Below are 12,608 nucleotides of genomic sequence, written 5' to 3' on the forward strand. Positions count from 1 at the left end.
CGAGCGTATCAGCCATTTCCGCTCGTTCAACTTAACGATCGTTACGCAGATTCACATGTGTTCACCATACCGATTATCTAGCCCTTGTCCGGCTATGGCTGCCAGAAGGGTACGCCTCTCACGATTGATACCCCGCACCTTGCGGTGCCTCGTTACATTGTCGAAGGCGCTCTTTATTCAGCCTTCTAGATTCACCCGGTGACACGGGTGGTTCCCGCAGGGGGAACAACTTCATTAAGCGACTTCGTGTCGCACTTCGATCCAGTTGTTGTCTATAGGTAAATTACCATCATCCAGATAGCGGCAGAGTGCCTGCCAGCGTTTTAGGCTGTAGTTGATCGCCCGGGCGGTTGGAGAACTCGATGGCACCGTCAGCTGATGTTGGTTGAGCCATTCATATAGTTGTTGCATGACCGGTTGACTATGCTGTTGTCGGTATTCGCAGCGGTCTTCCGCTGTACCATCCGTCTTTTTTCTTAATTCTGCTTCTATCGCATATAATTTCTGAATCAGCACTAATGCCTGTTCAGCGATCTGACTTTTCCCGGTCACATGCAGTTCATGAAATTTACGACGTGCATGTGCCATGCAGCCCACTTCAATGATCTGACCAGATTTAAAGCGTGCTTTATAACCACTGTAATCATCACAGACCAGATAACCCTGCCAGCCTTTCAGGAAGGCTTCAGCATGCTGGCCAGAACGGCTATCCTGAAAGTCATAGATCACCGCCTGAACTGGATTATTCTGTGTGGTGGCATAGGCCCAGACATAACCCTTTTTCGGCTTTTTCTCACCGATCTGCATCACCGTGACTGGCGTTTCATCCGCATGCATCACCTGTTGTTGCAACACTACATGTTTTAAGGCATCTGCCAGGGGTTCAAGTTCAACCCCACAGCGACCAACCCAATCTGACAGAGTGGATCTGGATAAATCAATTCCCGCACGTAGAAAAATCTGGCGCTGACGGTACAAGGGTAAATGATCAGCATATTTCGACACCAGCACATGACTCAGCAATTCTGCACTGGCAATGCCTTTATCAATGACATGGGCAGGCATCGCTTGTTGAGTCAGGATGTCACACTGATCACAGACCCATTTACCACGGATATGTTGTTCCTTATAGAACTGTGCCGGCCTGAAATTCAGTTTTTCACTGATATCTTCGCCGATACGACGCAATGTACAGCCACAGCTGCATTGAGTTGAGGCAGGTTCGTGCTCAATACGGAGGGTTGGCAGGTGATCTGGCAGTGGTCGACGTTTAGGTTTGTTTGCTGTGGCTTTCTGCGCGGATGCATCAGTTTTACCTGCATTTAATCGTTCTAATTCCAGATCAACAGCGGCAATATCTTCTTCGACCGCTTCATCCCACAGATGGATTTGTTTGGCAGTTAAGTGTTCATTCTTCTGGGCGAACTTATGCCGTTTAAACTGCGCAAGTTCATGCTCGTATTTTTGATTGAGAATAGAGAGAGATTTAACTTTAGAATCTAATTGCTGATTGGATACTTCAAGTTGCTGAACTTTGGCATCTAATTGCTGGTTTGATTGTGCTAGAGACTGATGCTGCATCGCCAACTGTCTGGTGAATTCCAGCAGTTGTTCATGGGTCAGTTGGCTTAAGTCAGGCAGCGTATTCATGACCGCAGTATGCCTGAGGTCATGAAGAGAATGAAATAGAACGTTTGGAGGATGGCAGAATGGCCGAGCTTGGTTTAGAGCATAGTCACCACTTGCTGCAATCCAATTCTCTGCCAGGGCAAACCCTGGATTAATGCCTGTAACTGTTCCGGGCTGAGGGCCACGGTTTCACCTTGGTGAACTTGAGCCCAGTGAAATTTTCCCTGTTCCAAACGCCGGGCACAGAGCCAGATGCCCAGTCCATCATGCACCATCACTTTCATGCGATGGCCACGTTTATTACAGAACAGGTAAGCGCAATGCGGTTTGATGTAGCCAAAGGCTCTCACCACCTGAGCCATGACAGTATCCATCCCTGCACGCATGTCCATGGGTTGGGTAGCAAGCCAGATTTCATCGATGCGGATCATTGAGTCAAACCCTGGATCAGCAACAGTAATTCAGTTGCAGACTCCACCGGCCATTCGATTTCGATCATCTGATCCCTTACGGAACCTTGTTCCTCATGCAGTGGAATCCTGATATGGGCGGTAGCTTTCTTCTCCGGCACAGGTGGTGGAGGTGTTTCTTGTTTAGTTGCGTCAGGTGGCAGAGGTGCTTCTTGTCTGACTGGAGTCGGGTGAAGAATGACGGGAAGAAAGTCGGTCTGTGGACTGGGTGGGCTTTTTAGTGCCGGGACCATTGATCTGGACTGGCGAATCCATTTATGTAGCAGATTGGCATTGACCTGATGTTGCATTGCCACCTTGGCCACCGATGTGTCTGGCTGCAGGCAAAGCTCGACCAGGTGCTGTTTAAAATCAGTTGCGAAGATTCTGCGGGTTCTTTCTGTCGTTTGTTCAGTGTCTATAAAAGTGTCTAAGGCCATAAACATAATGTCCATTTAATAAATAATGGACACTATCGGGATATTGAGAAAATAAGAAAAGTGGGGTTCAGCGGACGCTTACATTTTTACATAGTAAATTAGATGAAATTAATTGCCAGGCGCTTAATATCATCGCACATCCAGATGCACTAACTGGGCTGCATAACCGTCGTCAATTTACGCAGCTAGCCGAACAAGAAATCCAATCGGCTCAAAAATTTGCTCATCCTATTTGTTTATTAATGTTCGATATAGATGAATTCAAAAAAATTAATGACTGCTATGGACATGATATTGGCGATCTGGTGTTACAACAGATCGCTGAAACCAGCAGCAATATTTTACGTGCGAATGACGTGTTAGCGCGTTTTGGTGGTGAAGAATTTATCATGCTGTTACCACGAGCCATTTGGAACAAACCCAGCAAATTGCTGAACGTTTACGCAAAGCCATTGCAAATAGTCATTTAAAGATTGATGACGGCACCACGCTTCAATACACCATTTCTATTGGCATAGCTGAATTTAGTGTTCAAAACCCAGATTTAAATAGTGTCATTAAACGTGCTGATGAAGCGCTGTACCAAGCCAAAAAGAATGGACGTAATCAAACTCGAGGTTTTCAGCCTTTTAAGCCTTAATTTTTTTGCGTAAATAAAAAAGGACGCCAAAGCGTCCTTTTTTCAATAATTTTCTTAACTGGCGCGGGCACAGCCCTTACCGTAATTTAGGCAGGAAGCAATGCTTCCTGAAAGCCCTAAATTACTCCCACTCGATAGTCGCTGGTGGCTTAGATGACACGTCATAAACTACACGTGAAACATCTTTAATTTCGTTCATGATGCGAGTCGAAATTTTATCAACCAACTCATATGGAAGATGAGCAAAACGTGCTGTCATGAAGTCAACCGTTTCAACTGCACGAAGTGCAATCACCCATGCATAACGACGACCATCGCCGACTACACCAACCGATTTAACCGGTTGGAATACAGCGAATGCTTGAGCAGTTTTGTCATACCAACCGCTGGCACGAAGTTCTTGCATGAAAATGTCATCAGCTAAACGAAGGATATCAGCATATTCTTTTTTCACTTCGCCCAAAATACGCACGCCCAAACCTGGACCAGGGAATGGATGACGATAAAGCATTTCGTGCGGCAAACCTAAAGTTGTACCTAAACGACGTACTTCGTCTTTAAACAGGTCACGAATTGGCTCAACCAACTCAAATGCTAAATCTTCTGGCAAACCACCCACATTATGGTGTGATTTAATCACGTGTGCTTTACCATTTTTAGTCGCCGCAGATTCGATCACGTCTGGGTAAATTGTCCCTTGAGCAAGGAAGTTTACGCCATCCAGCTTACGCGCTTCTTCAGCGAACACTTCAATGAATTCACGACCGATGATTTTACGTTTTTTCTCAGGATCAACTTCACCTGCAAGTGCAGTCAAGAAACGTTCTTCAGCATCGGCACGAATCACACGGATACCCATGTTTTTCGCAAACATGTCCATCACTTGCTCGCCTTCGTTTAAACGAAGCAAACCGTTGTCTACGAATACGCAAGTCAATTGATCGCCAATCGCACGGTGTAAAAGTGCAGCTACCACAGATGAATCTACGCCACCTGAAAGACCCAGCAATACTTTTTGATCGCCAATTTGTTCGCGTAATTGTTCAACACGTAGGTCGATAATATTTTCAGAGTTCCAAAGATTACGACATCCGCAAATGCTGTGGACAAAGTTAGATAATAACTCTGCACCTTTTGCAGTATGTGTTACTTCTGGATGGAACTGTACACCATAGAAACGACGTTTTTCATCGCTTACCGCTGCAAATGGACAGCTTGGTGTGCTGGCAGTCACAGAAAAACCTTCTGGAATCGCACTCACTTTATCACCATGGCTCATCCAAACATTCAGTTTGTTTTCGCCATCGTCTAAATCACCAAGAAGTTGGTCACGGATTAAAACATCAACCGCAGCATAACCAAATTCATGCACTGTACCTGGCTCTACTTTTCCGCCAAGTTGTTCAGACATGGTTTGTAAGCCATAGCAAATACCTAATACAGGTACACCCAAGTTAAATACAACTTCAGGTGCGCGTGGACTACCTTCTTCATGAACACTTTCAGGACCACCAGACAAGATGATACCGTTTGGATTAAATGCGCGAATGTCTTCTTCAGACATGTCATAGGCATACATTTCAGAATATACACCAGCTTCACGTACACGACGTGCAATAAGCTGACTGTATTGAGAACCGAAGTCCAAGATCAGGATGCGGTCTTCAGTGATTTGAGTATTGGTAGTCATGACAAACAACTATGTAAGGCAAACGAAATAAGCGCTGCATTCTATCATTTTTCGTCGCATTAAGCACACTATTCGCACAAGGCCTGTATTCAATTGATTGCATTATATTTTGATCATAAAAAAGCACCCTTTCGAGTGCTTTTTTATGTAGCAATTTTTTCTATTTTAATCACATCTATATCCATTGGTTGATTACGATGAGTGCAGACTTCACCAATTGCTTTAACTTTATCAACTACTTTCAAGCCTATTGGTGTTTAGAAATCATCTTCCTCATCACGGCTGATTATACCAAATCCATTTATCAGATTGAGTTTCCATTCTTCCAATTCGAACCACATCTATCGTCGTCGGTTGACCCGTATGGGTATCCACTTCACCAATCACCTTAACGTTATCACCTGCTTTCAAGCCCATCGGTCTCCATAAATCAGCATCCACTTCCATACCAATTTTGCCCGAGCTATCTTTCAGTTCATAGTGATCCTTATGTGTTTTTCTAACAATTGTACCGGAGAGCGTGACCGCAGTTTCATCAGGGAGTTTTTTTGCTTCTGCAACAGTCACCATGTTTTGAGCAGCTTCAGTCATGATGACCTGATCACTTTTACCTGCCCATGCAGATGCTGTAGAAAGCATTGAACCCGTAACAAACAGTGCCAATAACATTTTTTTCATGATTGACTCCACTAACTAGCTTCATCAATCTTTATTGAAGCAAAATTCAGGCAATTTGTACGCAGATTTTATGTACTGTGCATAGGTTTTATGTAATTACAAAAATGAAATGACCGGGCCAAAGTTATCTCATTTTTTAGCTCCGATCATGCTTTCTCAATCAAATAATCCACGCTGAAATTTCCTGCGCCATGCAACATCAGGAATAATAGTCCACCCGTCATGGCGATATTTTTCATCAAGTGAATCGTATCATCTGGAGTGCCAGTGCCATGAAAAATAAAGCCGCAAATAAAGGTGAAAATCGCCAAACCTAAGGCGGCCAAGCGTGCTTGAAAACCAAAGAACAATGCCAAACCACCACCAGCCACAATCAAGATGCTTAAAGGGAGCAATTCACCCGGTACACCTTTCGATTCCATATAACCGGCGGTGGCACTATAAGCATTTATTTTCATCCAGCCAGACATCAGAAAAATATAAGCTATCAGCACACGTGCCACCAGACTCACCAAGGCATTGGTTTGTGGACCTTGAACCAGATTTTTTATAGTTATATTCGGATTGAACATGGGGTCAGCTCTTGATTTTTGTTTTAATGACCTATTCATCCTAAGTCTATTTTTACAAGGATCCAAAAAATAATTTGTAAAATAAATTATTGCCAAAACATGAAGGATTAAAACGCAATTAATTTCTTTTCTGGTACTGACTTTCATGACTCAGACTGCTAGGATTTCAGCATATTTTTGCTGCCTGTAGCCCCATGGAACTGCTTGATTTTATCTTACATGTTGATGAGCATCTGCTCGAATTTATCACCAATTATGGCGTGTGGATTTATGCCATTCTTTTCTTAATTATTTTTGTGGAAACGGGTCTGGTGGTTATGCCGTTTCTACCGGGCGATAGCTTATTATTTGCTGCAGGGGCATTAGCCGCTTCAACAGGTGCAATGGATCCTTTTATTCTAATGATCCTCTTGTTTACTGCTGCAGTATTGGGCGACACCCTGAATTATCATATTGGTAAATTTATCGGGCCACGTGTTTTTGAAACGGAATCACGTTTTATTAACAAACAGCATTTAAATTACACGCAAAAATTCTTTGAAAAACATGGTGGTAAAACCATTATTTTTGCACGTTTTGTGCCTTTTGCTCGTACTTTCGCTCCCTTTGTTGCCGGTGCAGGCAGCATGAACTACAAATTTTTCCTCAGCTTTAATGCAATTGGTGGATTCTTGTGGATCGGTTCATTTATTACGTTGGGTTATTTATTTGGCAACATGCCCATTGTCAAAGACAATTTCACCCATCTGATTTTTGGCATCATTATTATTAGTGTACTGCCCGGCATTATTGGTTTTATTCGCCAAAAGCTGAAAAAAGCACATTAAACCGGTGTGTTGCAACAGCTGTGAAATTTAAAAGAAACGAATCACGACAGGCAACATCCCCAGCAGCAGTAACATGGCCGATCCTTTATATAAAAGATCGGCTTTTATTTGCTTGGATTGACCTGCCAAAATGGCACGACCAAAAGACATCCAGAACACCGCCGTAGGCAATAGCACCAAACTGAATGCCGCAAACACCAAAACAAAATTGGTCGGATTATTCCAGGTTTCAATCGGTAAAATGCCCGCGGCAAATAATAAGGCCTTCGGATTTTTGAAGGTAGAAAAGAACAGTTGTCGAGGTCGGATAGAAGGATGACGTTGATTATGCTTTTCTAAATCTGAGGTTTTCCATAAATGGAAGGCCATCCAAACCATATACAGGGCACTCAAAAAATGCACAATATGAATAAATTTCGGCCAGACTGGACTACATACATGAATTAGCAATGCCCATAAATTAATGGCATAAAAATATCCAAGCAGCTTTGCTGGAATAAATAAACTGGTTTTGGCAATGCCTTGTTGATGTGCAGAGCTTGCAAGTAATGCGTTAGTTGGACCCGGAATCATCAGAACCGCAATCACTGCCAACACAAAAAGCCAACTCTCAATCATAAATACCTGATATCACCACTAAAGAGTGGCACACCTTATACGAAAGTCACAAAAAGTGACAAGTATTTCGGTCAAGAAATCATAACCTCATGCGTTTAAATTTCGCCCTAAAAAATATCAACCATTTGATATTCATAAAATTCCACTGAAACATTTTGCTAAGATTTTATCACCCTGCTGTCGAGCACAGACCGACAACAGCGTGATAAATTGATGAATTATTGAGCTTTATTGCGAACAATAATCGGGCAATTCTTGAATTGAGCCGCCTGAACCACAGCTTCCTGCTCACCCAATAGACGGGCTAATTCAGTTTTTTTGGTATTTGAAGATTGTCCCATATTAACTGAAACGCTTGGACCAATTCCCCAGCCACCATGACTGCCCCAACCACCACCAATCCCAACACCGACGCCCACACCACTACGCTTGGGCGGTTGTACACCACTGTCGATATATTGCTGGATACGGTTATATTCACTTTGCAATTGTTGGCAGCTCAACGCTTGATACTGCGTTGGTGATACATAAGTCGGTTTAACGGTGGTCGCACACGCACCCAATAAAAGAGTACTACCCAGTAACAGGCTTAAATACATTGTTTTCATGGGAAACCTCAAATCTTATTTTGTTCAATTTCATTGAACAATGATTGATAGGCTTGCGTCAATTTATGATCAGTAGCCAAATGAATGAGAGGCTGATTTTTAAGATGAGACTCTTTCATTAAAATTGACGGTGGCAACATACTGTCTAAAACAGGCAAGCCTTCATCTTTGAGTTGCTGTACCACTTCACGTGGCAATTTTGCCTGAGCTTGGAACTGATTGACCACAATGCCTTCAATTTCCAGGTGGTCATTATGATCGTCTTGGGTTTCGATGACATTTTCAATCAATGTTTTTAAGGCACGTTTCGAGAAAACATCACAGTCAAAAGGAATCAGTACCCGCTCTGCAGCAATCAGTGCAGATAAAGTAAAGAAGTTAAACGCTGGTGGCGTATCAATATAAACACGGTCGTATTGTCCAGCCAACTGTTGCAAGGCATCGCGTAATTTATAAATTTTATGTTTCGATTCCAAGGCATGTGCCAGTGCGCCCAAGGTTGGACTGGCAGGAATCACATGCAAGTTTTTAAACGGCGATTGATGCACATAGCTTTCCAAACCTTTGGAACGATTCTTTAAAATCGAACCAATTGCATTGCCTAAAAGCCCTTTACTTTGGGTGGCACCCAGTACTTCTTCAAAGTAGTTTTCAACATTTGGCTCCAGCGCAGGTTTATCCACCGAGTAAGTCGCATCATCTCCCAACAAATATTGACTAGAATTGGCTTGTGGATCGAGATCAATCAACAAAGTTTTAAAACCTTGATGTGCACTGATTGCCGCTAGATTTACGGCAATACTTGACTTGCCGACCCCACCTTTTTGATTAAAAACCACACGTGTCCGCATTGTAGCCCTCTATGCTTTATATTTATGTATTGCTTGCAGTTTAACCTACCCGCCTTGCTTCAAAAACAATTATGTCTAACAATTAACCGAAATTTGGCTTAATTATGACTAGACCAATAATCCCAATCAGTGCCACCACAGCAATGGCTAAGCCTGCACGACGTTGTGCCAATAAAATACTGTCATCTTTTTTATACGCTTTGATTAAAGATGAAAACAAAACCAAAAATAAAACCACTTTGGCATAGAACCACGGTTGCACTTCAAAGTTCTTGATCACTAAAGATGTGATACCGGTCAGTACAATCAAGGTCATCGACAAATGTTGGAGTCCCACCAACAGTTTCCGTGCCACTGGATTAGGTTGATTGCCTTGAACCCCGACAAACAGAGTAAAAGCACGAGCAATTACAACACCTATCAGCAATGTCACAACACTCATATGTATAATTTTAACAGTCAGCTGCATGTCCATTGTTCAACATTCCTTATTCAGATTTGGGTGCATGCGCACATTCAGGACTGGGTGTAGCTTGTCCTTGCCATTCCGAGGGAACAAAAGCATGGATTGCAAGAGCATGAATACGACTTGGCGCAAGCAAATCTCCCGCAGCAGCATAAATTTTTTGATGACGTTGCACTAAACGTAATCCTTCAAATTGGTCACTCACTACAATCACTTTAAAATGTGATTCTTTACCTGGAAAATAGCCACCATGCCCAGATGATTCATTCACCACTTCTAAATGTGTTGGTGATAAATCTTGAAGGCGTTGAATCAGTTGTTGTTCTAAAGTCAAAATAATACTCCCAAATCACTAAAGCGCTGGGTTTAGTATAACGTGTTCCGATTCAATCTTGAGCTTGAACCAACTAAATCATTCAGTAGTTTTAAGCAGAGATTAGGGTGATCTATATTATTTTTGCTTACAAAACCGCCACAATCCTCAAAAATGGTTTTATTTTATGCAATTGATGCAAGTTTTTTCACAAAGTTATTGACCCTATTTTTGCATACTGTATTATACACGGCATGCGGGAATAGCTCAGTTGGTAGAGCATAACCTTGCCAAGGTTGGGGTCGGGAGTTCGAGTCTCCTTTCCCGCTCAAATTTTTTAGTGTAAGTTTTAGAAAAAACTGCTCAATAAGCGGGAATAGCTCAGTTGGTAGAGCATAACCTTGCCAAGGTTGGGGTCGGGAGTTCGAGTCTCCTTTCCCGCTCCAGATTCAAAAAGCCCTCATCGAAAGATGGGGGCTTTTTTCTTGTTGATTTTATTATATTTTTTAAAAACTCTTCTTCCTTTATTATTCGATTCAATAAAAAATATTCTTAATGTAATTTGTATTTTGTGACCAAGATGTGACCATGGCGTGCCCACGACAATAAAAATGGTCTAAATTGACCTCAAATGTCCTCAATCGATCACCACTTTCAGAGCTTTTTTGAAAGAAAAAAATCACCCTGTCGTCTTCCAAACAAAGTATTTTTTACCAAACGATCAAGGATTTGTGACCATTTCACTTTTTGATGTGACCATTTGTGACCAAACTAGCTATTATCATTTTGATTATTATCAATTTTCTTAAAAACCAATAAATCACCCACTTCCACATCTAATGCAATACAAATTTTATCAATGGTTTCAAAATCAATCCGTACAGATTCATCATTATAAAGTTTATGCAAAGTAGATTTATTAATTCCAGTACTTCTCACCAAATCAGCAACCTTAAGTTTCCTTTCTGCTAATAAAACTGCCAAGTTTGAAATAATCATAAAATTTCCTATTTAAATCATAAAAAGTACTTGCAACAACATAAAAATATGATAATTTATGTCTTAGGAATAATTTTTCCTAGTTACCTAGTAAAAAATATGAGGCTCTATTATGTCATATACCTATCTCACAGCCCAGCAACTGGCTGAAAAAATCCAGTACGACGCTCGTACTATTCGCAACCAACTGAAGGACAGTGTCTTTATTGAAGGTGTTCACTACATCCGTCCTTTTGGTGGTCGAAAAATTCTTTTTGTTTGGGAACGCATTGAAACTGAAATGCTTAAATTCACCGGTTTAAGCATGGATGCCTTGCAATAAGGCTTAGGAGGTTTAACTAATGGCTACCATCCGGGAACGAAGTGGCAAACTGATTGCCGACTTTCGCTACATGGGCATTCGTTGTAGAGAGACAACTAATCTTGAAGACAATGCTTATAACCGACGCATTTTGAAAAAACGTCTCGAACAGCTTGAAGCTGAAATTACTTTGGGAACTTTTGAATACGAAAAGTACTTTCCAAAAAGTAACCGTGTTGAGGAGTTTAAGGAAAAAAGAAGTCAGCAAATTGCTGTACAGACCAAAGTTCCTCTTTTTAAAGAGTTTACTGAATTGTGGTTTAAGCAGAAACAAGTTGAATGGAGAACCTCATATCAGCAAAAGGTTTCAATTGTGATCAAAAACTATTTGATTCCTGCTTTTGGTAATCAGGTTCTCTCGAAAATCAAGAAGTCAGACTTGCTGAACTTCCGTGCCTCTCTCGCCAAAGTGACACACGGAAAAGATCAAACAAGTCTGAAAGCATCGAGGATCAATCAAATCATGACGCCTTTACGTATGATACTCAATGATGCGGCTGAACGATACGAGTTTGAGTCGCCTTATAAAAATATTAACAATCTGAAGGAAAGCAAGATTGAAGTCACACCTTTTTCTCTGGAAGAGGTGCATAAAATTCTTACCACAGTGCGTGAAGACTTCCGCCCCTATTACACCATTCGCTTTTTTACGGGTATGCGTACCAGTGAAATCGATGGTCTGCAATGGAAAAATATCGACTTACAGCGTCGTGAAATCCATATCAGAGAGGCGTTAGTGAATGGTGTGCTTGGTGGAACCAAAACTTATGGTTCTGACCGCACGATCCAGATGAATGACCGCGTTTACCAAGCCTTTCTCCAACAGAAAAGCTTAAATAATGGTAAATCAGAGTTTGTTTTCTGCAATCGTGATGGTGGACCTCTCGATTATCGTCTGGTGAATAAACGTGTCTGGCATCCGATCTTGCGCTTTCTAGGATTGAAGTCTAGAAGAGCCTATCAAACACGCCATACAGCAGCAACTCTTTGGCTGTCAGCAGGAGAAAATCCGGAATGGATCGCACGTCAATTGGGACATTCAACGACTGAAATGCTATTCCGGGTCTATAGCCGTTACATCCCCAATGTTACGCGCCGCGATGGCAGTGCATTTGAAGCCATGCTGGAAAAACTAAATACAGAGGAGCTTGCACATGAATAGTAAAGCTTTCTTTGGTGGTGTGGTCGTCAGCCCTGAAGCAGATATGGTCGCTCGTGAATTAATCCATGAGCTACACATTCCCAAACTTCACAATCTAGCTTTTTTGTTGGAAATCAATAAATGCTTCGATGATCACCAGGCGTTGAGACTCTGGTTACAGCGAATGTTGGATGAAGGGCAAGCCCATTACGATGACTTGGCCCAACAGGCCCGTCTCCGCTTAATGAGTCTCGCTCACTAATAAAACAAACACAGACAGAAGGTCATCCAATCGATGACCTTAGCCCCTCTATACCTATAAAAAG

The 12,608-nt window shown here is 42.0% G+C and carries 15 protein-coding genes, 2 tRNA genes and 2 pseudogenes; 7 read left to right on the forward strand and 12 right to left on the reverse strand.

Translation table 11 applies throughout. The features are described from left to right. Positions 1 to 255: 255 nt before the first annotated feature. The 3 genes and pseudogenes from tnpC to tnpA all read right to left on the reverse strand — a co-directional run. Positions 256 to 1,650: pseudogene (tnpC, locus tag E0409_RS09995) on the reverse strand (IS66 family transposase); the annotation flags it as partial. Positions 1,651 to 1,724: 74 nt separating this feature from the next. After that, positions 1,725 to 2,060 (reverse strand): IS66 family insertion sequence element accessory protein TnpB, encoded by a 336-nt coding sequence (gene tnpB, locus E0409_RS10000; protein ID WP_131290349.1) that lies wholly within the window; start codon positions 2,058 to 2,060, stop codon positions 1,725 to 1,727. Then, on the reverse strand, positions 2,057 to 2,518 hold the full coding sequence (gene tnpA / locus E0409_RS10005; protein ID WP_131290353.1) for an IS66-like element accessory protein TnpA: 462 nt from the start codon (positions 2,516 to 2,518) through the stop codon (positions 2,057 to 2,059). Before tnpA ends, tnpB begins: the two co-directional genes overlap by 4 nt. 158 nt (positions 2,519 to 2,676) lie before the next feature. On the opposite strand from tnpA, the pseudogene E0409_RS16755 reads away from it, so the two are divergent. Next, positions 2,677 to 3,158 (forward strand): annotated as a pseudogene (locus E0409_RS16755) (GGDEF domain-containing protein). A gap of 121 nt (positions 3,159 to 3,279) precedes the next feature. Here E0409_RS16755 and guaA read toward each other — a convergent pair. The 3 genes from guaA to E0409_RS10030 form a co-directional block, all read right to left on the reverse strand. Then, positions 3,280 to 4,848 carry a glutamine-hydrolyzing GMP synthase gene (gene guaA / locus E0409_RS10020; protein WP_131290361.1) on the reverse strand — a complete coding sequence of 523 codons (1,569 nt, stop codon included), beginning with the start codon at positions 4,846 to 4,848 and terminating at the stop codon, positions 3,280 to 3,282. Positions 4,849 to 5,124: 276 nt separating this feature from the next. Then, positions 5,125 to 5,526 carry a NirD/YgiW/YdeI family stress tolerance protein gene (locus tag E0409_RS10025; protein WP_131290364.1) on the reverse strand — a complete coding sequence of 134 codons (402 nt, stop codon included), beginning with the start codon at positions 5,524 to 5,526 and terminating at the stop codon, positions 5,125 to 5,127. A 146-nt stretch (positions 5,527 to 5,672) separates the two neighbouring features. After that, positions 5,673 to 6,098 (reverse strand): DoxX family protein, encoded by a 426-nt coding sequence (locus E0409_RS10030; RefSeq protein ID WP_131290367.1) that lies wholly within the window; start codon positions 6,096 to 6,098, stop codon positions 5,673 to 5,675. 194 nt (positions 6,099 to 6,292) lie between these two features. Between E0409_RS10030 and E0409_RS10035 the strand changes: the two genes are divergently transcribed. Beyond that, positions 6,293 to 6,925 (forward strand): DedA family protein, encoded by a 633-nt coding sequence (locus E0409_RS10035; protein ID WP_131290370.1) that lies wholly within the window; start codon positions 6,293 to 6,295, stop codon positions 6,923 to 6,925. A gap of 27 nt (positions 6,926 to 6,952) precedes the next feature. Here E0409_RS10035 and E0409_RS10040 read toward each other — a convergent pair whose 3' ends face one another. From E0409_RS10040 to E0409_RS10060, 5 genes are all read right to left on the reverse strand, one after another. Then, the gene (locus E0409_RS10040; protein ID WP_131290373.1) at positions 6,953 to 7,543 is read right to left on the reverse strand and encodes a LysE family translocator; all 591 of its coding nucleotides are present in this window, start codon (positions 7,541 to 7,543) and stop codon (positions 6,953 to 6,955) included. Positions 7,544 to 7,761: 218 nt separating this feature from the next. Beyond that, the gene (locus E0409_RS10045; protein WP_131290376.1) at positions 7,762 to 8,151 is read right to left on the reverse strand and encodes a hypothetical protein; all 390 of its coding nucleotides are present in this window, start codon (positions 8,149 to 8,151) and stop codon (positions 7,762 to 7,764) included. 8 nt (positions 8,152 to 8,159) lie between these two features. After that, positions 8,160 to 9,002 carry a ParA family protein gene (locus E0409_RS10050; protein ID WP_131290379.1) on the reverse strand — a complete coding sequence of 281 codons (843 nt, stop codon included), beginning with the start codon at positions 9,000 to 9,002 and terminating at the stop codon, positions 8,160 to 8,162. A gap of 82 nt (positions 9,003 to 9,084) precedes the next feature. Next, a complete protein-coding gene (locus E0409_RS10055; RefSeq protein ID WP_131290382.1) occupies positions 9,085 to 9,477 on the reverse strand; it encodes a SirB2 family protein in 393 nt (130 codons plus the stop codon). 13 nt (positions 9,478 to 9,490) lie between these two features. Then, positions 9,491 to 9,802, reverse strand: a complete 312-nt coding sequence (locus tag E0409_RS10060) for a BolA family protein (RefSeq protein WP_131290385.1) — start codon at positions 9,800 to 9,802, stop codon at positions 9,491 to 9,493. A gap of 235 nt (positions 9,803 to 10,037) precedes the next feature. On the opposite strand from E0409_RS10060, the gene E0409_RS10065 reads away from it, so the two are divergent. After that, positions 10,038 to 10,110 (forward strand) — tRNA-Gly (locus E0409_RS10065). A 41-nt stretch (positions 10,111 to 10,151) separates the two neighbouring features. Beyond that, positions 10,152 to 10,227 (forward strand) — tRNA-Gly (locus tag E0409_RS10070). 325 nt (positions 10,228 to 10,552) lie between these two features. Here the strand turns inward: E0409_RS10070 and E0409_RS10075 are convergent. Then, positions 10,553 to 10,780 (reverse strand): helix-turn-helix domain-containing protein, encoded by a 228-nt coding sequence (locus E0409_RS10075; protein ID WP_004974343.1) that lies wholly within the window; start codon positions 10,778 to 10,780, stop codon positions 10,553 to 10,555. A 112-nt stretch (positions 10,781 to 10,892) separates the two neighbouring features. On the opposite strand from E0409_RS10075, the gene E0409_RS10080 reads away from it, so the two are divergent. The 3 genes from E0409_RS10080 to E0409_RS10090 are packed head-to-tail and all read left to right on the forward strand — an operon-like array spanning position 10,893 to position 12,544. Next, entirely contained in the window at positions 10,893 to 11,102 is a 210-nt protein-coding gene (locus tag E0409_RS10080; protein WP_000122748.1) for a hypothetical protein, read from the forward strand. 19 nt (positions 11,103 to 11,121) lie between these two features. Continuing rightward, a complete protein-coding gene (locus E0409_RS10085; protein ID WP_005094618.1) occupies positions 11,122 to 12,303 on the forward strand; it encodes a site-specific integrase in 1,182 nt (393 codons plus the stop codon). Next, the gene (locus E0409_RS10090) at positions 12,296 to 12,544 is read left to right on the forward strand and encodes a hypothetical protein (RefSeq protein ID WP_004895356.1); all 249 of its coding nucleotides are present in this window, start codon (positions 12,296 to 12,298) and stop codon (positions 12,542 to 12,544) included. The genes E0409_RS10085 and E0409_RS10090 overlap by 8 nt, the downstream gene beginning before the upstream one ends. Positions 12,545 to 12,608: the final 64 nt, after the last annotated feature.

It is taken from the genome of Acinetobacter sp. ANC 4862 (genome assembly GCF_004336635.1).
GTDB lineage: Bacteria > Pseudomonadota > Gammaproteobacteria > Pseudomonadales > Moraxellaceae > Acinetobacter.